Origin of the sequence: Bacteroides sp. 519 (assembly GCF_010500955.1) — a bacterium.
Classification (GTDB): domain Bacteria; phylum Bacteroidota; class Bacteroidia; order Bacteroidales; family Bacteroidaceae; genus Bacteroides.
Genome location: NZ_QVMJ01000004.1, coordinates 331,221 through 353,497, shown reverse-complemented (window position 1 = coordinate 353,497; position 22,277 = coordinate 331,221). Strand labels below are relative to the sequence as shown.

The window sequence follows — 22,277 nt, the reverse complement described above, 5'->3', positions numbered from 1 at the left end:
CAAATTCTATGTGTAAAGTACAGATGAAAAACAAAGGAATGTGGACACATGTTGTTGTGTTGGTTCTCTTCCTGATGAATAGTACTTGGGCATTTGCGCAAACCACTGTTACAGGTACGGTTGCCGATACATCCGGCGAGCCGTTAATCGGTGTAAATGTAAGCGTAAAAGGTACTACAACCGGCACTATTACCGATGTAGACGGTAAGTTTTCATTAAATGTAGATAGGGGACAAACACTTGTTTTCTCGTATATCGGATATATTTCACAAGAGGTAGAAGTACAGGGAAGTACATTGAATGTTACCCTGAAAGACGATTCGCAGGTGCTAAGCGATGTAGTGGTTATTGGTTACGGTACCATGACACGCAAAGATGTTACCAGTTCCATTACTACCATAAACTCGAAAGACATGAATGTGGGAGTATTCTCTAATCCGGCACAAATGCTGCAAGGTAAAGTTCCGGGGCTAACCATTACGCAGGATAGCAACCCAAACTCGAACCCTTCGGTTACACTGCGTGGTGCTTCTACACTGCGTGATGGTGCTGCACAGGAACCTTATTACGTAGTTGATGGTGTTCCCGGTGTTTCGTTGGCACTGATTGCACCCGAAGATATCGAATCTATCGACATTCTTCGTGATGCTTCGGCAACAGCTATCTACGGCTCTAAAGCAGCCAATGGGGTTATTATTGTTACTACAAAACGTGGTAAAGCAGGACATACATCTATCAATTACAGCGGCTATGTAGCTTTCGATCAGGCTTCGAAACGTTGGGATATGATGACAAGCGACGAATATCGTACCTGGGCACAAGCAAACAACAAAGCCATAGACCCGAATGATGATTTAGGATACAACACCGATTGGCAGAAAGAGGTACAGCGCACAGGAGTTTCGCACAACCACAATATTTCTATCTCGGGCGGAAGCGAAAAGACTGTTTATAATGCCAGCATTAACTACATGAACAATGAAGGTATTATTATGGGTACCGACCTGAAACGCTATATTGGTCGTGCTTTTGTTGAAACCAAAGGTTTGAATGATCGGTTAAAACTCTCGTTCAATGTAAATGCCAGTGTTACCGAACGTAACGATGTGATGAAAGACGACAAAAACGAAGGCAGAAGCGTGTACGATGCCATGGTTTATTATCTACCATTCTCGCCGGTTAAGAACGAAAACGGTTCGTGGTTCGAACGTCCAACCCGTTCACAATACTACAACCCGGTTTCTCTGATCAAAGAAAATACCGATTTTACAAAGACCAAACGTTTGCAGGCCACAGCAAAAGCCTCTTTAAACATTCTGGATGGTTTAAATTACGATGTTAGTTTATCGTACCAAAATGTTCAAGACACTTATAGTTACTATAACAGTTCCAACTCAATGCTTGCACAGGGTGCCAACGGAAAAGCATCGCGCAGCAGTGTAGAAAGCGAAAAGAAGATCATGGAAATGTATTTCAATTACGATAAAACATTCAACTTGGTTCATAAAGTAGGTGCTATGGCTGGTTATTCGTGGGAAGAAAGCAACGATAACGATGGTTTTCAGGTTACTGCATCCAACTTCTTTAGCGATGCTTTGCTTTATCACAACATGGGATTATCTAATAACAGCGACCGTGTTGATTACGGTGGATGGAACTTGTCTACACTGCGTATGATCTCTTTCTTTGGCCGTGTAAACTACTCGTACAACAGCAAATACTTATTCCAGGCTACTTTGCGCCGCGATGGTTCTTCGGCTTTCGGTAAGAATAACCGTTGGGCTACATTCCCATCTGCTTCGCTGGCATGGCGTGCCTCCGAAGAAGATTTCATCAAAAACCTCAATGTATTCGATGATTTGAAGTTCCGCGTTGGTTACGGTGTAAGTGGTAACTCGCTTGGTTTCGATGTATTTAGTGCTACACAGGTATATGGCAGCACAGGATGGACCACTAACGCAGCAGGTAACCCAATACAAACACTTAGTGCCACACGTAATGCCAACCCAAACCTGAAATGGGAACGTACCAGCATGTTCAACATCGGTCTTGATTTTGGTTTCTTCAACAACCGCTTAAGCGGAACCATTGAGTATTATCAAAAGAATACAAAAGACCTCATTGCCGACTATCAGGTATCTACAACACAATACTTGTATGGCTGGATGACTACCAATGTAGGCGAAGTTAGCAACAAGGGGATTGAATTGACCATTAATGCTACACCTGTACAAACTAAAGATTTCACTTGGAATACTACCCTTAATCTATCGCATAACAGAAACCGTGTAGAAAGTATCTCGAACGATGAATACTCGGTTGGTTACATGGATAAAGCCTACCTTAATGGCCCGGGACAAACCGCTATGCCAAGTCAGCGCATTATGGAAGGTTGCCCAATTGGCCAATTCTACACATGGCAATGGGCCGGTTATAACGACGAAGGTATTTCTACATTCTATGTGCGCGACCCTGAAACTGGCGAACGTACAGGCGAAACAACTACCAAACCAGGATACGACGACCTTACCAAAACCGGTAGTGCACAACCCAAACTTAATTTCGGATGGAACAATACGCTAACATACAAGAACTTTACACTAACGGCTTTCTTTCAGGGAGTTACCGGAAACAAGATTATGAATGCAACCCGTGCCCGTTTATCGAATATAGGTGATGCCGGTATTCGTAACTTGCTTTCAAGCGTAGCCGAAACAGAAAAAGGAACAGATATTAATGCACACTACCTCTCCGATCGGTATCTTGAAGATGGAAGCTACCTTCGTTTATCATCGCTCTCATTGGGTTATAACTTTGGTAAACTAGGTAACTGGGTAAACAATCTGCGCGTGTATGCTACCTGCAACAACGTATTTGTTATAACAGGCTATAAAGGCATGGACCCCGAAATTACATTGGGAGGCATTGAACCGGGTATCGACAACCGTAAATCGTATCCAAAAACCCGCACTTTTATGTTAGGAATGAATATCAACTTCTAATTTCAGACGTTTATGAAACTATCAATTATAAAATCCATTCTACCTGTTGCCCTGTTAGCTTTAGCAGCAAGTTGTACCGACTTAGATGTTGACATCAAGTCGCAATATACCGAATTTCCTGATTCTGAAGATGCAGTAGATGCTATCTCGGGCAGTGTTTACAGCAGTTACCGTGGTACATTAGGCCGCGACCACTGGTTTTGCCAGATGCTTTCGAGCGACGAAGCTGTTGCTGTATCTATTGGTGGCGACTACTTTGACGGTGGCCGTTACCGCGACCTCGCACTCCATAGCTGGACACCCGATCATGGTATGATTCCATCTATGTGGAACTCGGCCATGAATGGTATAAACACCTGTAACAGTGTATTGGCCCAGTTGGGCGATGATGAAAGCAACGGTGCTGCTCCAATCCGTGCCATGCGTGCTTATTACTATTTCATTTTGATGGATAACTTTGGCGATGCTCCTATTATGACTTCGATGGGTGGCGGACAGCCCGACCGTTCGCCACGTGCCGATGTGTGCAAGTTTGTTGAAGAAGAGCTTCTGGCTGTTCTTGACCGTTTAACAACCACCGTAGATGGAACTACCTATGGCAAAGCTACCCGCTACATGGCCGAAGCTTTACTGGCTAAAGTATATTTGAACTGGGCTTTGTACACAGCAAGCGATGTTGCCAATTACAATCCAACTGATAGTAATCCAAAGTTAAACGATGCTGTTAAGATGTGCGATGCCATTATCGCATCAGGCAAATTTAACCTGAATGATTCTTTCTGGTCTAAATTCTTACCAACTAACGGTGCACACATTAAAGACTTCATCTTTGTGATGCCTTACGACCGTGTTACTCAGCGCGGTATGACTTATGCCCGTTTCTGGACACACCGTGAAGGCCGCAGTCAGTTCGACCATAAAATGGCTGGATCAGTAGGCGGTACATTACGTGTATTGCCCGAGTATTACGACAAATTCAATCTGGAAGGCGACGACCGCAACAACATCTGGCTAACCGGCAAGCAATATTATTGGAAAGACTATGCCATTACAAGTGATCCGCTTACCATCAATACAACCAATAGTGGTGTAGATCAATTTTACAGCGGTTCCGATAAGGATGCCTCTATTACATGGCACGTAGAACTAACCAAAGAGATTTATCTGCGTCCTGAACTGGGTAATCCGGAAGAAACCTTGAATGCCGGTTCTGACCTTATTGGTAAATCAATGGGGTACCGTTCCATTAAATTCTATATGGACCCCAACACCACCAGCGACGATGGCCGTAGCCAAAGCAACGATGTACCTATTTTCCGTTATGCCGATGTATTACTTATGAAGGCCGAAGCCATTCTGCGCGGTGCAACAGCTACCAACGGCGATACACCCATGTCTTTATTGAATCAGATACGTGCGTATGTGCATGCACCGGAAATAACTACTGCTCCTACCTTGGATGATATTCTGGACGAACGTGCACGCGAATTCTCGGACGAGTCATGGCGCCGTAACGACCTTATCCGCTTTGGTAAGTTCGAAGATTTATGGGGATTGCGTTCTATCTATGCAAAAAGTGCTACAGAGAAGTTCCGCCGTATTTTCCCGTTACCAACCGAGGTAATGAATACCAATACGAATTGGAAACAGAATGCCGGATACTAATTATTTTATGTTTTGATTGATTCTCCTCCTCCGCCCTTCGGGCACCTCCTCCAAAGGAGGATAGGCTGCGCTATAGAGCATCTCCGCATGGTATCCTCCTTTGGAGGAGGTGCCCGAAGGGCGGAGGAGGAATTTATCCTAACCCAAATGCTTCAATCAAAATGAAAAGAATCTTATAACACAGACTTAGTTTCATATATAGGAAACAGTTAGTTTCATATATAGGAAACAGTTAGTTTCCTATATAGAAAACAGTTGGTATCCTATATAGAAAACAAGTGGTATCCTATATAGGAAACAACTTGTTTCATATAAGGAAACAATAAAGAAACACATAGACAGTCACAATCCCCCTTTATAGTAAAGGCATGAATATAAGTAGATATTCATAATTAGTTTATACTATTTTGATGTCTATTCATTATCAATGAATCCCCTACGGGGATTTGTGTTCATGTGTTTTGTTTTTCTATTGATATGAATGCCCTCTGGGCATTAGATGCAGTCCATATTGTATGCGGTTGCACGTTGGGTATCTTCGTACCTAATATTGTTACGTTGGTACATTCGATCCATATTGTATGCGGTTGCACGTAGGGTGTCTTCGTACCTAATATTGTTACGTTGGTACATTCGATCTATATTGTATGCAATTGCATGTAGGGCATCTTCGTACCTAATATTGTTACGTTGGTACATTCGATCCATATTGCATGCAGTTGCCCGTAGGGTGTCTTCGTTCTTAATATTGTTACGCTGGCACACTCGATCTATATTGCATGCGGTTGCCCGTAGGGCATTCATATCAATAGAAAATAATATCATGACACAATTCTTAATCCCCATAGGGGATTCATATACAATCAATATACTCAATACATTACATAATTATGAACATCTACTTAAAAGTCATAATATACAGCTTACTATTGGCATCTGTTTTTTTCTTCTCTTGTGCCAGCCCCCAAAAAGAAGCTCTATTGCCTTATGTAGACACACGTATAGGTACCGCACCCAGCATAACAAAGACAGCCGGAAATTTTGGCAAGAATACCGAAGAATACGGGCAAACCCTGCCTGCTGTACTCGAACCCAATGGCATGAATTTCTGGACTGCCCAAACCCAAAACACCGAATTAAAATGTAAAGCGCCTTATTATTATAAAGACACCCGGATTCAGGGATTCCGCAACTCACACTGGATTGTAGGCGGATGCACACAAGATTATGGGTCAATGACCCTGATGCCACTTTCGGGCGATTTAAAATGCCAACCCGAAACACGTGCCAGCCTGTTTACACACAACGAAGAAACGGCAACCCCCTCCTACTACGCTGTTGCGCTAAAAGATTATAATATCTTTGCCGAAATGACCGGGCGCTCGCGCACTGCTATTTTCCGCTTTAGCTATCAACAACAACAAGATGCCTGGCTTGTGGTTAACCCCAACAGCGACGAAGGACAAGGATATATTGAAATAGACACAGACAAGAAACAAATACGCGGTTATAACCCCGTTCACCGCATTTATCAGGGATGGGGAGAACCAGCAGGATACAACGGATATTTCATTATCCAATACCAAAACGAGATTGAAGAGTATGGTACATTCCGTAACGATAGCTTATTTCCAAACCAAAAACAGATAGCAAACCATCAAGGAATTGGAGCCTACATCCGGTTTAAAACCAATAACGAAGAACCGGTATTGGTAAAAGCATCCTCTTCGTTCACCGATATGCAAGGAGCACAAAGAAACATGGAAGCCGAAATCCCTCACTGGAATTTTGAACAAACCCGGCAAGAACTAACCAACATCTGGGAACAAAGACTATCGCTGGTTACAGTGCAAACACAAAACAAGAGCGATAAAGAATTGTTTTACAGTGCTCTTTACCGTGCCTCTTTCCTACCTCGTACGTTTAATGATGTAGATGGGCGTTACCCCACTTTCTCGAAAGCAACCCCGATACGCCAAACAGCGGCAGGCCAAAACTATTACGACGATTTCAGTATGTGGGATACCTATCGGGCCCTGCATCCGCTAATAACAATTCTTACCCCGCAAAAGTGCGGGGAGATGATGCAATCGTTGGTCGATAAATACGAACAGGGTGGATGGCTTCCTATATTTCCGTGTTGGAACAGTTATACGGCAGCCATGATTGGCGACCATTGCATATCGGCAATCGGAGATGCTTACTTAAAAGGAATCCACAACTTCGACATACAAAAAGCCTACGAAGGAATGAGAAAGAATGCCTTCGAAACGCCTTCGGATTACAACGAATATAAAAACGGAATGGGACGCCGTGCATTAAAATCGTATGCCGAATACGGTTATATCCCCTTGGAAGATCAGGTAAAAGAAGCATTTCACACCAACGAACAAGTATCGCGTACATTAGAATTTGCGTACAACGACTTTGTTCTTGCCCAAGTAGCCAAAGCCCTGAACAAAGATGATTATGCAGCATTGGCCAAACGCTCCATGAATTATAAAAACGTAATCAGTCCCACAACCGGATATGCACAGGGACGCCATGCCGATGGAACCTTTGTGCAAGACAACAATGCTTTTACATTTGCAAGTTTCATTACCGAAGGTGCTCCTTGTCACTATACATGGTATGTACCCCACGATGCAGAAGGGTTAATGCAAACCATGGGCGGAAAAGAAAAATACATCAGCAAACTCGATTCAATGTTCAGCGAAAACCGCTATTGGCATGGAAACGAGCCCTGCCATCAGGTAGCATTCATGTTCAATTATGCCGGTCAGCCGTGGAAAACACAACGCGAAGTGCGTCATATAATGGAAACAGAATACCTTAACGAACCCGGCGGATTATCCGGTAACGACGATGCCGGACAAATGGCTGCATGGTATTTGTTTGCTGCAATGGGTTTCTATCCGGTGTGTCCGGGCACTCCTTATTATGTGTTGGCTAGTCCATCGTTCCCGGAACTTACTATTAAGTTAGAAAACGGCCATACTTTTACAGTAAAGGCATACAATGCTTCGCACGAGAATATTTATATCCAATCGGCCAAACTCAATGGCAAAGAGTACACAAAGAATTATATTTCGCATAACGATATTGTATCGGGAGGAACATTTGAGTTTGTTATGGGGAATCAGCCAAATAAGGAATGGGGGGCTAAAGATTGTCCGCCGTCGTACAATTAAACTTTGCCGCATGGAATTCCTCTCCCTAGAGGGGAGAGGTGCCCAAAGGGCGGAGAGGGGGGTGATACCACTATGCAGATAATATACTCCCCGCCCCGGCCTAAAGGCCACCCCGCCCCTCAAGGGCGGGGAATTCCATGCGGCAACAACATTTGATTATAGTTAATAAAATAATAACCCTATGAAACCAATAAAACTACCGGGAATCATCCTTTCCCTACTCCTACTAGCATCCTGTGCAAACACACCTAAAAACGTATTCAATGTTTTAGACTACGGTGCCCTAGGCAACGGCACCACCGATGATGCTGTAGCCATACAAACCGCCATCGACGCCTGTGCAAAAAATGGTGGCGGACAAGTGCTCTTCCCCACCGGATATACATTCCTGTCGGGCCCGTTAAAACTGGCCTCGAACATAGACCTGCACTTGCAAGTTAACTCCAAACTACTGGCTAACCCCAACGAGAGCATCTATCAAATCAGTGCATTCCGCGAAAACGAAGGCGAAGGAATGATGTGGCTCTATGGACAGGATATAGAAAACATCTCTATAACCGGAAAAGGCGAAATAGACGGAAACGGAATTTCGTTCATGGGCGAGGAACTAAACGACTCTTACCAACTAAAGCCTATAACCAACTTTGACCCCCGCCCACATGTATTAACCCTTATTAATGCTAAAAAGGTTGTTATACGCGATATAACCATTGGTAACAGCGCTTACTGGACCATCCACCTGATTGGTTGTTACGATGCCCTTATTGAAGGCATCAGCCTGATAAATAACCTGAAAGTACGCAACGGCGACGGTATCGACCTCGACCACTCGCGGAAAGTAAGAATAGCCAATTGTTTCATTGAGTCGGGCGATGATTGCATCTGCCTCAAAAACCGCCGGGAATTTCAAGAGTACGGCCCATGCGAAGACATTGTAGTAACTAACTGTGTAATGACTTCCCGTTCGTGTGCCATTAAAATAGGCTCCGAGAATATGGACAGCATAGATAATGTTATTTTCGAGAACTGCATAATCAAAGCCAGCAACAGAGGTATTGGCATACAAAACCGCGACGAAGGTACAGTAAGCAACATTATCTTCTCTAATATGATAGTAGATTGCTTATTCTTCTCCGATGTGTGGTGGGGAAAGGCAGAACCCATTTATGTAACCTCTTACCCGCGAGCCATTGGCAACCATAAAGATGCCGGTTGGCGTTTCCCCAAAGGAGCTACCGAAGGACGCTCGGGCGAGGTAAGCAACATCTTCTTCAACAACATTAAATGTACCAGCGAGAATGGAATTTTTGTGGGTGGTGATACGCAGGATAAAGTGAATCACATCTACTTCAGCGATGTAGATATTAACCTGACGAAACGAACTTCTTATCCCGGTGGCATATACGATAAACGCCCCTGCAACGGCGAAGGATTTATTCACGATAAAACGTATGCATTCTATCTGGATACAGCTTCGGATATCACTATCAACGATTGCAATGTACGTTGGAGTAATCCCAAACCCAAACAAATTGGAGGAGACATAAAAGAACAGAATACAGTACGTGTAAACAAGAAATAAGATGAAGCAAACAATATTTATATACACACTGCTCATTAGCTGTTTTATTGGAACAGCTACAGCACAAAACCTACGCAACGAAATACTGCAAAGCCCCGAAAAGATGGGCAGCATATACTATGCATATCCCAAACCCAATGGAGTACAAACCCCTGTTCCTAAAGGATACACACCTTTTTATGTAAGCCATTACGGCCGTCACGGCTCCCGTTGGATGACATCCGACGAACGCTACCTGGAGGTTTTAGATATATTCGAAAAAGAACAAAATAACCTAACTGCTTTGGGCGAAGATGTAAGGCAACGGCTTTACAAAGTATGGGAAGATGCACAAGGCCGCGGCGGAGATCTAACCCCGCTGGGCGAACGTCAGCACAAAGCCATAGCCAAGCGTCTATACAAAAACTATCCGCAACTATTTAAAAAAGATGCCAAAGTATTGGCCAACTCAAGCACTTCTCCCCGTTGCATAATAAGTATGGCTGCCTTTTGCGAACAATTGAAGGAATTAAACCCTTCACTGCAAATAATCCGCGAAGCAAGCAAGCGCAATATGTCTTACATTGCCTATACTTCGCCACAGCACGAACAACTATATTCCGAAGACACCCCATGGAAAAAAGAGTTCGATAAGTTCGAAGCCGCCAACATTCATCCGGAACGTTTAATGAAATCGTTATTCAAACAACCGGAATCCATCGAAAAACCCGTAAAACTTATGCAGGGCTTATACTGGATTGCTGCTGATATGCAAGATGTAGAACTACCGGTAACATTCTACGATATATTCGAAAACGAAGAACTATTCAATATCTGGGAAACAGTAAACTACCGGATGTATGTATGCAATGGCAACTGCCCTATTAATGAGGGGATAGCGCCACTAAGTGCAACATCGCTACTAAAAAACATTATCGAAAGTGCCGATAAGGCAATCCAGGAACAAACTCCCTATGCCGATCTTCGTTTTGGCCATGATACCAACCTTATCCGTTTACTGGCGCTTATGCAGGTAGAAGGTTGCAATAATCAGGAAACCGACCCCAAGAAATACTATCAGGCATGGCAAGATTTCCGCATATCGCCCATGGGAGCCAATCTGCAATTAATATTCTTCAAGAATAAAAAAGGAGAAGTTATTGTGAAGTTGCTACATAATGAAAACGAAGTGAGGCTGCCTCTCGGCAGCCCCACAGCAAAACCCTATTATAAATGGGAACAGGTTAAAACCCTTTATAAATCTATTATTAATTAAATTCTTAGTTTCTGAAATCTCTTAAGTCACTCTGTAACTTCTGGCGGGTAAAATGGATTCTGCTTTTAACAGTACCCAATGGCAGATCCATTTTATCGGCTATTTCTCTATATTTAAATCCGGCTACATACATGGAGAATGGTTGACGGTATTCTGCCGATAAAGCAGCAACAATGCGTCGCATCTCCTTTAAATCGTATGCACTATCAGTAGTTTCAAATCCCGAGTCTTGCGACAGATTTAAATGATAGAGGTTATCTGTTGTATCAACAAATGTTTGTTCGCGGGCATTCTTACGGTAATTATTAATAAAGATATTACGCATTATAGTAGATACCCAACCTTTAAAGTTTGTATCAGGGGTAAATTTATCTTCATTATCCAATGCTTTTAACGAAGTTTCCTGTAGCAAATCATTGGCTTCTTCTGTATCTGATGTTAACTTATATGCAAAACGTAATAAATCATCCTGTACGTTTATCAGGTTTTTCCTGAAACTAAAATCACTTTTCATATTACCTAATTTTATGTGGGGGTTACTATTCTTTTTCTTAACATAATTACAGTGCAAAGATATGCCCGGCAGAAAAAAACAAGAGACCAAAAACAATTATGAATTGGGCCAAAAACTATCATTAACCCATTTAAGATAGTTTTTGGGTGGTGTTTTGATAGAAAGTAGGTGGTTGGTAAAACCCTATCTATAATCCTTTAACTCCTCTTGAAGCCTTTGACGGGTAAAATGTATTCTACTTTTAACTGTACCTAAAGGCAAATCCATTTTTTCTGCAATTTCTCTATACTTAAAGCCTGCAACATACATTGAAAAAGGCTGACGATATTCTACTGGTAATTTTCCTACAATAGCTTTCATTTCTTTCAGGTCGTGAGCACTATCGGTCGACTCAAAACCAGATTCTTGTGACGAGTTAAGGTGGTAAAGATTATCTGTAGTATCAACATAAGTTTGTTCGCGCACTATCTTACGGTAGTTGTTTATAAAGATATTACGCATAATGGTGTAAACCCAACCTTTAAAGTTTGTATCCGGAGTAAACTTATCTTCGTTATCCAATACTTTTAATGAGGTTTCCTGCAACAAATCATTAGCTTCTTCGCTATTCGAGGTTAATTTATACGCAAAATGTAATAAGTCACTTTGAACACTTACCAAACTTTCTCTGAAATTGAAACTACTACTTTTCATACGGGTTAATTTTAAAGGGGTTATTATTCTTTTTATTTTTTGTTTCGTAAATCAATGATGATGCAAATGTATGGCTCATATCGAATATGGACGGGATAAGAACAATTATGATTTGGGGTGAAAATTAACATCAGATAGTTTTCAGGTGTTTTTTGATAGTTTTCTGCTATCTTTGCAACCAATAAAGCCATTCATTTGGCAGTTTTCAACATGAAATTTCAATTTTCAACTTAATATGGCATTACAATGTGGTATAGTGGGATTGCCTAACGTAGGAAAGTCCACTCTTTTTAACTGTTTATCAAACGCTAAAGCACAAGCTGCTAACTTTCCTTTTTGTACAATAGAACCCAATGTAGGGGTAATTACTGTTCCCGACGAAAGATTAAATAAACTGGCCGAATTAATTCATCCGCAACGCATCGTTCCAACTACAGTAGAAATAGTTGATATAGCCGGATTGGTTAAAGGAGCCAGCAAAGGCGAAGGTTTAGGAAACAAGTTCCTTGCCAACATTCGCGAAACAGATGCTATCTTACACGTATTGCGTTGTTTCGATGACGAGAACGTAACCCATGTAGATGGTAGTGTAAATCCGGTTCGTGATAAAGAAATTATCGACTACGAACTTCAGCTGAAAGACCTTGAAACTATCGAAAGCCGTATTCAGAAAGTTCAAAAACAGGCGCAAACCGGTGGCGACAAAACAGCTAAACTTGCATACGATGTATTGGTGAAGTATAAAGAAGCACTGGAACAAGGAAAATCTGCCCGCAGCGTTGAATTCGACACGAAAGACGAACAGAAGGTTGCACGCGAATTATTTCTGCTTACAAGCAAACCTGTATTATATGTATGTAATGTAGATGAAGCCAGTGCTGTAAGCGGTAACAAATACGTTGATATGGTTCGCGAAGCTGTAAAAGACGAAAACGCCGATATATTGATAGTGGCTGCAAAAACCGAATCGGATATTGCCGAACTGGAAACTTACGAAGACCGCCAAATGTTTCTTGAAGAAGCCGGTCTGGAAGAATCGGGAGTATCACGCCTTATTAAAGCTGCATATAAATTACTTGATCTGGAAACATACCTTACTGCCGGTGTACAGGAAGTCAGGGCATGGACATACCTTAAAGGTAGCAAAGCACCCCAATGTGCCGCTGTAATCCATACCGACTTTGAAAAAGGATTCATCCGTGCCGAGGTTATTAAATATGATGATTTTATTAAATACGGTTCGGAAGCTGCTGTTAAAGAGGCTGGCAAACTTAGCGTAGAAGGAAAAGAATATATTGTACAGGATGGTGATATTATGCACTTCCGGTTTAATGTTTAATCAGTAGTCAGTAGTTAGTAGCCAGTAGTCAGTAGAACTATGCAGTTCTAATCTACTAGCTACTAACTACTAGCTACTAACTACTAAATTCAATGAACTATCTTATAGCCGGTACCGGCGGAGTTGGTGGTAGTATAGCAGCTTTTCTTACCCTTGCAGGCAAGGATGTTACCTGTATTGCCCGGGGCGAACATCTCAAAGCTATACAATCCAACGGATTAAAACTAAAATCCGGGCTAAAAGGCAATCATACAATTCACATCAAGGCCTGCACAGCCGAAGAATATACAGATAAAGCAGATGTTATCTTTGTTTGCGTAAAAGGATACTCGATAGATTCTATTATCGATCTGATAAAAAGGGCATCACACAAAGGTACAATTGTAATTCCTATCCTTAATGTATATGGTACAGGCCCAAAACTACAACAATATCTACCGGGAATCACTGTTCTGGATGGTTGTATTTATATAGTAGGATTTATTTCGGCACCGGGCGAGATTACCCAAATGGGAACCATCTTCCGCATGGTGTTTGGTGCGCACAAAGGTACAAACGTATCGCCCGATTTATTGAAAGATGTACAAAACGATTTGATAGAAAGTGGAATAAAAGCCGAAATATCAAACGATATCAAGCTAGACACATTTATTAAATGGTCGTTTATATCGGCTATGGCATGTACCGGGGCTTACTATAATGTACCTATGGGTGAAGTGCAAAAACCGGGAGAAATTCGTGATACATTTATAGGATTATCCCGGGAAAGTACTGAAATTGGTATTAAACTTGGTATTGAGTTTCCGGAAGATATGATTGAATATAATCTTAAAGTAATTGATAAGCTTGATCCGCAAAGCACAGCATCTATGCAAAAAGACATGGAACGCGGTCACGACTCGGAAGTACAGGGATTGTTATTCGATCTGATAACTTTGGCCAAAGAATGTGGCGTTGAAACCCCTACATACAACAAAGTTGCTGCAAAATTTAATTAACCTGCTCTTACAAGAGTAATAAACAGAGAGAATATGACTAACCTAATGAATTTAATGGCAGTGCCCATGCAGGTTGTATGGGATCCGAATCCTGAATTATTCAAGATATTTGGTATACCACTCAGATACTACGGGCTTTTATGGGGTGTAGGCCTTTTCTTTGCCTATATAATTGTACGTTACCAATACAGGGACAAGAAAATACCGGAAAAGAAGTTCGAACCACTCTTCTTCTATTGTTTCTTTGGTATTTTAATAGGTGCCCGCTTAGGACATGTTATATTTTACCAACCCGAACTTCTTGTTCAAAGTCCGTTAGAAGTTATTCTGCCTATACATATTGATGTTGCAGGAAAATGGCACTTTAAAGGTTATTCAGGCCTTGCCAGCCATGGAGGCACCATAGGGCTAATAATTGCACTTTGGCTTTACGTACGGAAAACAAAACTCAACTACGTAGATGTTCTCGATATGATTGCAGTAGCTACTCCTATAACAGCCTGCTTTATCCGTTTGGCTAACTTAATGAACTCCGAAATTATAGGTAAGGCCACCGATGTTCCATGGGCTTTTATATTTGCCAACAATTCCGAAGCCGGAATGGTTCCACGACATCCGGCACAGCTATACGAGGCACTGGCATATCTCTTATTCTTCTTTATCATGATCTACTTGTACAAAAAGTACAGTACTAAATTACACCGGGGCTTCTTCTTCGGTTTGTGTCTTACACTCATCTTTACCTTCCGTTTCTTTATTGAATTCCTGAAAGAAAACCAGGTAACCTTCGAAGATGGCATGCAGTTTAATATGGGACAATGGCTAAGTGTTCCTTTCATTATCCTTGGTTTGGCTTGCATATTCGCGGGAAAGAAACTGGATAAGATGAAACCGGAGATAAAACGATAATAGAGTTAATAGTAAAAGCCCTTTTCAATGATAAAGTACTATCAATTGAAAAGGGCTTTTCTATTATATTATTCAAAATCTAAAGGATCTTTACGACAACACCATACACGTGAAATGATTACGCTATCATCAACTATATAATAGATCAATTTAAATAAACCATTCCTTGTAACAAGTCTCCGAAACGGATATTCAAGATTAAACCTAACTAATTCATCTTCAATTTGTCCTACTTCCGGCCATTCTATTAATCTTTCTGCTTCGTCCAAAATTCCATCATGAATTCTTGCGGCTAATTGCGGATTTTTGAAAAAATAAAACTCAAAAATTTCTTCTAAATCTTCTTTTGCCTTATCCGACCATCCCAACATTTTACTCATGAACTTTGCGTTTAATCTGGCTATGTGGAGTTATTGTTCCTTCTTTATATTGTTTAATTGCTTCTTCACAAGCTTGAGCAACTTCTTCTATAGTAAAATCACATGGATAACTACCTGCTATTTTATTATATAAGTTAGACATCTTCTCTATAAGTTCTTCATTGTTTGAACTTAATATGCGTTTTGCTAATTCAACTTTTCTTGTTTGTAACTCCAACGTGGTCATAATCAAAACTTTTAATATAACACAAATGTAAACAATAAAAAAGAGAAATAAAAATATAACTCGTTAAACATCATTTCTGTTCATTACTTCCCCTTCACTATCCGCTTTATATCACTCAACTTATTAAGCGCCTCTAACGGAGTTAGGTTATTTACATCCAGATTCAATATTTCATCCCTGATCTGACTTAATACCGGATCATCCAGTTGGAAGAAGTTCAATTGCATTCCTTCGCGTGTTTCGCTAACCTCAGCCAGTGGTTTACCGGATATTCCTTGCTTGCGATTATCGGATTCGAGTTGCTTTAATATATCATTTGCACGCTTTACAATGCTTTTGGGCATACCAGCCATCTTAGCTACATGAATACCAAAGGAGTGCTCACTCCCACCCCGCTCCAGCTTGCGAAGGAATATAATCTTATTATCTATCTCCTTGACTGATACATTGTAGTTTTTAATCCGTTTGAAGGATTTCTCCATCTCATTGAGTTCATGGTAATGAGTGGCAAATAAAGTGCGTGCACGAGCTTTAGGATGTTCGTGGATGTATTCTACTATGGCCCAGGCAATGGAAATACCATCGTAGGTTGAGGTACCGCGACCAAGTTCATCGAACAGAATTAAACTACGGGTCGATACGTTGTTCAGGATATCGGCTGCTTCGTTCATCTCTACCATAAATGTAGATTCGCCCAGCGATATATTATCACTAGCCCCTACTCTGGTGAAAATCTTATCAACCAAACCAATGTGGGCACTTTCGGCAGGAACAAAAGATCCCAATTGTGCCATTAAAGTAATAAGTGCTGTTTGGCGTAACAAAGCTGATTTACCGGCCATATTAGGTCCGGTAATAATTATAATCTGCTGATTATTGGTATCCAGCATTACATCATTTGCGATATACTTCTCTCCTATCGCCATTTGCTTTTCAATTACCGGATGGCGTCCCTGACGGATATCCAATACATCATCATCCACAATTACCGGACGCATGTATTTGTTTTCGCGGGCAATATTGGCCAACGCCAGCAAGCAGTCTAACCGTGCTATCTGGTTAGCGTTTATCTGAATGGCAGGAATAAACTCTGTTAATGATAATACCAAATCATTGTACAAACTGGTTTCGAGAGAAAGTATTTTATCTTCTGCACCAAGTATTTTTTCTTCGTATTCCTTTAGTTCCTGTGTTATATAGCGTTCGGCATTTACAAGAGTTTGTTTTCTTATCCATTCTTGCGGAACTTTGTCTTTATGAATGTTACGCACCTCAATGAAATAACCAAATACGCCATTAAAACCTATTTTCAGACTGGGGATACCAGTGGCTTCACTTTCGCGTTGTTGTATTTGCAACAGGTAATCTTTTCCCGAAAAGGCTATTTGGCGCAGTTCATCGAGTTCGGCATTTACTCCACTTTTAATAACATTGCCTTTATTGATAAGTAACGGGGGATCGTTCGTTATTTCTTTCTCTATTTTACTTCGGATAGAGAGGCAAAGATTAAGCTGCTCGCCTATACTGTTTAAACTAGCGTTATCGGCTTCTAAACAAGCTTGTTTTATAGGTTCAATGGCATGCAAAGCTATTTTAAGCTGAACAACCTCGCGAGGCGAAACCCTACCAACTGCTACTTTGGATATAATACGTTCCAAATCGCCAATTAGCTGAAGCTGTTCTTCGATCAATTCTTTGAATTCTAACTGTTTAAAGAAGTATTCAACCACATTTAAACGGTCGTTAATGGGTTTTACATCTTTCAGCGGAAATACAACCCAACGTTTCAACAACCGGGCTCCCATTGGGCTGATGGTACGATCCAGTACTTCCAATAAGCTTTTTCCACCATCGTTCATGGTAGATAGAAGTTCAAGACTACGTATGGTAAACTTGTCCATACGCACATACTTATCTTCTTCAATCCTGGAGAGGGCGGTAATATGACCTATTTGTGTATGCTGGGTCATTTCCAGGTATTGTAAAATGGCTCCGGCAGCTACTATTCCATTCTTAAGATGTTCTACCCCAAAGCCTTTAAGGTTATTGGTTTCGAAATGTTTCAGCAACTTTTCGCGGGCGGTAGAGTCGGTAAAGATCCAGTCGTCTAGTTCGAAAGTAAAGTATTTATTCCCGAAATTGCCTTCAAAAGCATTCCGTTTACCGCGTTCAAAAAGTATTTCTTTGGGAGCAAAGTTATTTAATAGCTTATCAATATAATCGAAAGGCCCTTCGGCTGTAAGAAACTCACCGGTCGAGATATCCAGAAATGCAACACCACAGCCTGTTTTTCCAAAATGAACAGCGGCTACAAAGTTATTTTCCTTGTGGTTCAGTATATTATCATTGATAGATACACCGGGGGTTACCAGTTCGGTAATTCCACGTTTCACCAACTTCTTGGTTGCCTTCGGATCTTCTAGTTGATCGCAAATGGCCACGCGTTTACCAGCTCGTACCAGTTTGGGTAAATAAGTATCGAGTGCATGGTGCGGAAAGCCGGCCATCTCTATGGTTTTCTCTTTTCCGTTTGCCCGTTTGGTTAAGGTTATTCCCAGAATTTCGGATGCAAGAATGGCATCGGTTGAATATGTTTCGTAAAAGTCGCCGCAACGAAATAACATAACAGCATCCGGATGTATAGCTTTTAAATCCAGAAACTGTTTCATCATTGGGGTTAATACTATATCATCGCTGCCTACAGGGTGCTTCTTCATTGTTTTATTTGCTGAATAAGGAAGCAAAGATAAGGAATTAAGAGTTATAATTATTACTTTTGCATAAAACATCCAATCAAATTATGATAGATTTTATAAGTTTCAACAACTTCACTAATTTTCGGGATAATACTTTTCTATTCAGTAAAAGTATAAATGTTTTTATTGGCAAAAATGGAACTGGGAAAACGCATATCCTAAAAAACATAGCAGCCACTGTTAATGCTAATAACTTGTTAGTAACAGGAATAAAAGATTCGAAAGACTACAAGAGCACTCTTATTGCTGAAAATATAATCAATTATTTTAAGCCCGACCGTTTAGGAAATCTTGTACGCAAAGAAAAGAAAAACAGTGATGCTCCTAAGGCCGAAGTTTCTATTTCTATCAATAAAAAAGAACTTACTTACTCATTTAATTCTACCTCGAAAAATAATGTATCTATTTTAAAGGACGAAAAATGGGAAGAAATGAATAGCATGTATATCCCACCTAGAGAAATGCTTTCGTTGTTTGAAGGATTTATTGGATTAACAGAAAAGAGAGAAATATCTTTCGACGAAACTTATATTTCATTAGCCAAATCATTAAATGTACCACTACTAAAAGAGAGTTTTAAAAACCCTCTTCAACAGGCTATTAATGTGCTGGAAAAAGAACTGAACTTTAATGTTATTCAAGAAAACGGACGCTTTTATATTAAAGATGAAAATGGAACAACTGAAGCTCATTTGGTTGCCGAAGGATTCAGGAAACTAGCATCTGTAATGTACCTCATTTTAAATGGTGAACTAAAAGAAAACTCAATACTTTTCTGGGATGAACCCGAAGCAAATCTAAATCCGGCACTAATAAAAGTGGTAGCTGGTTTTATTTTAGAATTAGCCCGGTGCGGAATACAAATATTTATTGCAACACACGATTATTTGCTCACACACTTACTTTCTCTTTATTCCGAATACAAAGAAGAACAAAAAACACCTGACATGAAGTTTTTCTGTCTCTCAAAACAAAACAATACTATTGCTATAGAAGAAGGAGAAACATTATCTAGCATCCAAAACAATCCTATTCTTGATGAATATGCAAATTACTATGATTTGGAACAATCCTTTTTAAATTCTGTGCAGTAATGAATACATTTACAGAAGGTAGCCTCATTTTCGAACACAACGAACATAATTGCGATTGCATTAAGTTTGATGAAAACATTGCACATATAAAAGTTAAGGATGTTATTTCGACCAAAGGGGTCGACTTTATTTATCTTCACGAAAAGAATAAAATAATATTTATTGAAGTAAAAAACTTCCGTGGCCATACAAGTGATCCGAAAACAAAAGAAAGATTGAAATCAAATGCCGAAGAATTAATGACAGAAATAGCCATCAAAGTTCGCGATTCAATGGCTTGTGGTATGTCGGCAGCCCGTTTTTCGACCAACGATGAAGACTTTTGGAAACTATTTGGTGAAATATTCTTGAAGGTAAAAACACCCATCCGCATTATTGCATGGATAGAGTTTGATGAATCTAATCCAAAAGAAAAGAAAACTAAAATGGCGGCATGGAATAACAAACTAAAACAAAAACTTAGTTGGTTACACCCAGTGCGAATTTCAGTAAACAATATAGATAATCCTCCAATGATTGATGGTATCAGGGTTCGATTTCGCTGATTCTTATTATGAGATAATGTGCCAATATGCCAATTGGCTGCGCATCCAAATAATTGGCACATTGGCATATTTTCACATTGGCACATTAGAAACATTAGAAACATTAGAAACCCATAATTTTTATTGTTATGCGATACATATTTTTCTTATCCGAAAACCCGGCAGATAGCTTTTGTCCGTCAAACCTGGCATTTCTGTAATCGGGTACCGGATCGTGCCAACCATAGCCAACACCTACAAATATTTTAAATATACCATCGTTTTTTTTACAATCTGTATAAATACCAACATCAATAAATGCACCTGGGGTAAAGCGGGTAAATACAAACTTCCCTTTTGATTTATCAATAGAAGTGGCTGTATGTTTTTCTATCCCGATGTAGTTAAATGGTATAGGCTCGGCAAATGCAGATGCACTGGCATAAATGCCTGCTATCTTAAAAATGGGCAGGGTATATGTAGCGGATGTCAATACATTTAAACGCCCAACATATTCATCGTCGAAATAATAATGAGCATCCGCAGTTTGTAATCCTGGTAAATCTAACCGGGCATAAGAAAACATGGCACCTAGCGATACCGAAAAGTTTCTGTTCATTAACCAGCTACGAGCAATTGAGTAATGGCCCATAAAAGTTCCATAATCGTAATTTGTATACATAGCCGCATCGCCACCCCACCCTGCTCTGATTTGGCTAAACAACAAAATGGGATTACAGATAAAAATAATAAGTAAGAATCTTTTTAATTTCATAACAAACCTCCTGTTTGAGTAAGTTAGAATATAAACCCAAATCCTATTGAGAGAGAATGTCGGAATTGACTGTATTTTTCAACAACAATTTCGTCTGTGTCCCACCAGTTTAATCTATCTCCTCTAAATTGTTTCAAATTATACCCAATCTGAAAGTTTAATCCGAAGTGCTTTTTAAACATTTTCCTATACCCTATACCTAAATCAAAAAGCATTCCTCGTGTAAAATGAGTTTCGTTACCAATAGCGTAACCCAGATTGCTATATACGTATGCACGTGGTAGCTTTGTTAATGGCGAATAATAACAGGTTGCAAACACAGGCAATGTGTTATGTCCGATGGCTTCGTATCTATCAAGACCTATACCTGCACCCAATGCCAATTTAGGATTTAGATTGTATAAAGCAGATAACCGCAAAGAATTGCCATACATGTGATAGTCGGAACGATTGATATTATAAAGATCTCCCCGCTCAATTATTCCTAAATTGTAATGGTAATCAAGTACAAATTGAACCTTTGGTAAATTTTGCACTTTTTGTGCGTTTACTCCACTTAAATTAAAAAGTAAAAATGCGAATAGTAATAGTTTCGTTTTCATAATTATTGATATTAATATTGTTGTATATCAATAAAGACAGAGGGAACGAAGATATTCCCTACTCAAAAATTCTAAATATTTATTAAAAGGGAATGTATAGAGATATTTCCCAATCGTTAAAGCGAAGAGACTTTACGCCACCAACTTTTAACGATTTAAATACTGTTGGTTTATAGGCCAACCCAACCTCTATGAAACGGAAATTATAGGCCAGCTTAGTTACAATAGGAATATCTATTGCTGGGTTTACTAATTTATCTCCACTCTGGTAAAAATAATACCGGGGTTCAACACCTGCGCCAACACTTAAACCTTTGTATATTTTATAATTGGCGGCCAATGCTAGTGCTGCATGTGCATAGGTTTGATCCGATCCGGAGTAAAATTGCCATTGTGCGGATTCATTCTTTTCGCTATATTCGTGGTTAAAACTCCTTATGCCGACATTTAAATCTAAGTCGTAAAAGAAACGAGAGTTTACTGGTTTCAACCGGAAACGGTAACCTAACGAGAAATGGAATTTGTTCTTTACTGCGTAATCATTATAGAAGACAGCAAAATCAGGGTATAGACTTGTGGATGGGTTACTTTTACCACCACCAATAAGAAGACCGCTTTCTAGTTTTACTTGTGCTTGAACTGCGAAAATTGTGCATAGCAATAGTGAGATGATGAATGTTTGTTTCATTGTTTGTTTGTTAAATTTGTTTTCTATTCATTATCAATGAATCCCCTATGGGGATTTACTGTGTTATGATATTGTTTTTCTATT

Annotated in this window: 19 protein-coding genes; 10 read left to right on the top strand and 9 right to left on the bottom strand. The window is 40.1% G+C overall.

The window, feature by feature from the left end:
• The first annotated feature begins 8 nt into the window (after positions 1–8).
• Together D0T85_RS06295 and D0T85_RS06290 are read left to right on the top strand one after the other, a co-directional pair.
• The gene (locus D0T85_RS06295; protein WP_163211338.1) at positions 9–3,002 is read left to right on the top strand and encodes a TonB-dependent receptor; all 2,994 of its coding nucleotides are present in this window, start codon (positions 9–11) and stop codon (positions 3,000–3,002) included.
• A gap of 12 nt (positions 3,003–3,014) precedes the next feature.
• On the top strand, positions 3,015–4,667 hold the full coding sequence (locus tag D0T85_RS06290) for a RagB/SusD family nutrient uptake outer membrane protein (RefSeq protein WP_163211336.1): 1,653 nt from the start codon (positions 3,015–3,017) through the stop codon (positions 4,665–4,667).
• A gap of 495 nt (positions 4,668–5,162) precedes the next feature.
• On the opposite strand, the gene D0T85_RS06285 is transcribed toward D0T85_RS06290, so the two are convergent.
• On the bottom strand, positions 5,163–5,492 hold the full coding sequence (locus D0T85_RS06285; RefSeq protein WP_163211333.1) for a hypothetical protein: 330 nt from the start codon (positions 5,490–5,492) through the stop codon (positions 5,163–5,165).
• Positions 5,493–5,557: 65 nt separating this feature from the next.
• Here D0T85_RS06285 and D0T85_RS06280 point away from each other — a divergent pair, with 65 nt between their 5' ends.
• The 3 genes from D0T85_RS06280 to D0T85_RS06270 all read left to right on the top strand — a co-directional run bounded on the left by D0T85_RS06280 (position 5,558) and on the right by D0T85_RS06270 (position 10,695).
• Positions 5,558–7,858, top strand: coding sequence for a GH92 family glycosyl hydrolase (locus D0T85_RS06280; RefSeq protein WP_163211331.1), 2,301 nt, complete (start codon positions 5,558–5,560; stop codon positions 7,856–7,858).
• 181 nt (positions 7,859–8,039) lie between these two features.
• On the top strand, positions 8,040–9,440 hold the full coding sequence (locus D0T85_RS06275; protein ID WP_163211329.1) for a glycoside hydrolase family 28 protein: 1,401 nt from the start codon (positions 8,040–8,042) through the stop codon (positions 9,438–9,440).
• Between the two features lies 1 nt (position 9,441).
• Positions 9,442–10,695 (top strand): histidine phosphatase family protein, encoded by a 1,254-nt coding sequence (locus D0T85_RS06270; protein WP_163211327.1) that lies wholly within the window; start codon positions 9,442–9,444, stop codon positions 10,693–10,695.
• 4 nt (positions 10,696–10,699) lie between these two features.
• Here the strand turns inward: D0T85_RS06270 and D0T85_RS06265 are convergent, their stop codons facing one another.
• Positions 10,700–11,209 (bottom strand): RNA polymerase sigma factor, encoded by a 510-nt coding sequence (locus tag D0T85_RS06265; protein ID WP_163211325.1) that lies wholly within the window; start codon positions 11,207–11,209, stop codon positions 10,700–10,702.
• Between the two features lie 183 nt (positions 11,210–11,392).
• Positions 11,393–11,902, bottom strand: a complete 510-nt coding sequence (locus tag D0T85_RS06260) for an RNA polymerase sigma factor (RefSeq protein ID WP_163211324.1) — start codon at positions 11,900–11,902, stop codon at positions 11,393–11,395.
• 235 nt (positions 11,903–12,137) lie between these two features.
• Between D0T85_RS06260 and ychF the strand changes: the two genes are divergently transcribed.
• From ychF to lgt, 3 genes are all read left to right on the top strand, one after another.
• Entirely contained in the window at positions 12,138–13,241 is a 1,104-nt protein-coding gene (gene ychF / locus D0T85_RS06255; RefSeq protein ID WP_163211322.1) for a redox-regulated ATPase YchF, read from the top strand.
• A 92-nt stretch (positions 13,242–13,333) separates the two neighbouring features.
• Positions 13,334–14,239, top strand: coding sequence for a ketopantoate reductase family protein (locus tag D0T85_RS06250; RefSeq protein WP_163211320.1), 906 nt, complete (start codon positions 13,334–13,336; stop codon positions 14,237–14,239).
• Between the two features lie 45 nt (positions 14,240–14,284).
• Positions 14,285–15,148 (top strand): prolipoprotein diacylglyceryl transferase, encoded by an 864-nt coding sequence (gene lgt / locus D0T85_RS06245; protein ID WP_370459934.1) that lies wholly within the window; start codon positions 14,285–14,287, stop codon positions 15,146–15,148.
• A 68-nt stretch (positions 15,149–15,216) separates the two neighbouring features.
• Here lgt and D0T85_RS06240 read toward each other — a convergent pair whose 3' ends face one another.
• The 3 genes from D0T85_RS06240 to mutS form a co-directional block, all read right to left on the bottom strand.
• The gene (locus D0T85_RS06240; RefSeq protein ID WP_163211318.1) at positions 15,217–15,528 is read right to left on the bottom strand and encodes a type II toxin-antitoxin system RelE/ParE family toxin; all 312 of its coding nucleotides are present in this window, start codon (positions 15,526–15,528) and stop codon (positions 15,217–15,219) included.
• A complete protein-coding gene (locus D0T85_RS06235; RefSeq protein ID WP_163211316.1) occupies positions 15,521–15,754 on the bottom strand; it encodes a hypothetical protein in 234 nt (77 codons plus the stop codon). The genes D0T85_RS06240 and D0T85_RS06235 overlap by 8 nt, the downstream gene beginning before the upstream one ends.
• Before the next feature lie 83 nt (positions 15,755–15,837).
• Positions 15,838–18,471, bottom strand: coding sequence for a DNA mismatch repair protein MutS (mutS, locus tag D0T85_RS06230; RefSeq protein WP_203558423.1), 2,634 nt, complete (start codon positions 18,469–18,471; stop codon positions 15,838–15,840).
• An 83-nt stretch (positions 18,472–18,554) separates the two neighbouring features.
• Between mutS and D0T85_RS06225 the strand changes: the two genes are divergently transcribed.
• A complete protein-coding gene (locus tag D0T85_RS06225) occupies positions 18,555–19,604 on the top strand; it encodes an ATP/GTP-binding protein (RefSeq protein ID WP_163211314.1) in 1,050 nt (349 codons plus the stop codon).
• Complete coding sequence (locus D0T85_RS06220) at positions 19,604–20,149, top strand: NERD domain-containing protein (protein ID WP_163211312.1); 546 nt, start codon at positions 19,604–19,606, stop codon at positions 20,147–20,149. Before D0T85_RS06225 ends, D0T85_RS06220 begins: the two co-directional genes overlap by 1 nt.
• Before the next feature lie 103 nt (positions 20,150–20,252).
• Here D0T85_RS06220 and D0T85_RS06215 read toward each other — a convergent pair whose 3' ends face one another.
• The 3 genes from D0T85_RS06215 to D0T85_RS06205 all read right to left on the bottom strand — a co-directional run bounded on the left by D0T85_RS06215 (position 20,253) and on the right by D0T85_RS06205 (position 22,193).
• Positions 20,253–20,903, bottom strand: coding sequence for a hypothetical protein (locus tag D0T85_RS06215; protein ID WP_163211310.1), 651 nt, complete (start codon positions 20,901–20,903; stop codon positions 20,253–20,255).
• Between the two features lie 23 nt (positions 20,904–20,926).
• Positions 20,927–21,505, bottom strand: a complete 579-nt coding sequence (locus D0T85_RS06210) for a hypothetical protein (RefSeq protein ID WP_163211308.1) — start codon at positions 21,503–21,505, stop codon at positions 20,927–20,929.
• 82 nt (positions 21,506–21,587) lie between these two features.
• Positions 21,588–22,193, bottom strand: coding sequence for a hypothetical protein (locus D0T85_RS06205; RefSeq protein WP_163211306.1), 606 nt, complete (start codon positions 22,191–22,193; stop codon positions 21,588–21,590).
• Between the last annotated feature and the right edge of the window lie 84 nt (positions 22,194–22,277).

Coding starts and splice junctions, on each gene's coding strand:
- D0T85_RS06285 (WP_163211333.1), bottom strand. CDS start 5,492: ATGATATTATTTTCTATTGATATGAATGCCCTACGGGCAACCGCATGC.
- D0T85_RS06205 (WP_163211306.1), bottom strand. CDS start 22,193: ATGAAACAAACATTCATCATCTCACTATTGCTATGCACAATTTTCGCA.
- D0T85_RS06280 (WP_163211331.1), top strand. CDS start 5,558: ATGAACATCTACTTAAAAGTCATAATATACAGCTTACTATTGGCATCT.
- D0T85_RS06265 (WP_163211325.1), bottom strand. CDS start 11,209: ATGAAAAGTGATTTTAGTTTCAGGAAAAACCTGATAAACGTACAGGAT.
- D0T85_RS06270 (WP_163211327.1), top strand. CDS start 9,442: ATGAAGCAAACAATATTTATATACACACTGCTCATTAGCTGTTTTATT.
- D0T85_RS06250 (WP_163211320.1), top strand. CDS start 13,334: ATGAACTATCTTATAGCCGGTACCGGCGGAGTTGGTGGTAGTATAGCA.
- D0T85_RS06295 (WP_163211338.1), top strand. CDS start 9: ATGTGTAAAGTACAGATGAAAAACAAAGGAATGTGGACACATGTTGTT.
- D0T85_RS06235 (WP_163211316.1), bottom strand. CDS start 15,754: ATGACCACGTTGGAGTTACAAACAAGAAAAGTTGAATTAGCAAAACGC.
- D0T85_RS06240 (WP_163211318.1), bottom strand. CDS start 15,528: ATGAGTAAAATGTTGGGATGGTCGGATAAGGCAAAAGAAGATTTAGAA.
- D0T85_RS06290 (WP_163211336.1), top strand. CDS start 3,015: ATGAAACTATCAATTATAAAATCCATTCTACCTGTTGCCCTGTTAGCT.
- D0T85_RS06210 (WP_163211308.1), bottom strand. CDS start 21,505: ATGAAAACGAAACTATTACTATTCGCATTTTTACTTTTTAATTTAAGT.
- D0T85_RS06215 (WP_163211310.1), bottom strand. CDS start 20,903: ATGAAATTAAAAAGATTCTTACTTATTATTTTTATCTGTAATCCCATT.
- D0T85_RS06220 (WP_163211312.1), top strand. CDS start 19,604: ATGAATACATTTACAGAAGGTAGCCTCATTTTCGAACACAACGAACAT.
- mutS (WP_203558423.1), bottom strand. CDS start 18,471: ATGAAGAAGCACCCTGTAGGCAGCGATGATATAGTATTAACCCCAATG.
- D0T85_RS06260 (WP_163211324.1), bottom strand. CDS start 11,902: ATGAAAAGTAGTAGTTTCAATTTCAGAGAAAGTTTGGTAAGTGTTCAA.
- ychF (WP_163211322.1), top strand. CDS start 12,138: ATGGCATTACAATGTGGTATAGTGGGATTGCCTAACGTAGGAAAGTCC.
- D0T85_RS06225 (WP_163211314.1), top strand. CDS start 18,555: ATGATAGATTTTATAAGTTTCAACAACTTCACTAATTTTCGGGATAAT.
- D0T85_RS06275 (WP_163211329.1), top strand. CDS start 8,040: ATGAAACCAATAAAACTACCGGGAATCATCCTTTCCCTACTCCTACTA.
- lgt (WP_370459934.1), top strand. CDS start 14,285: ATGAATTTAATGGCAGTGCCCATGCAGGTTGTATGGGATCCGAATCCT.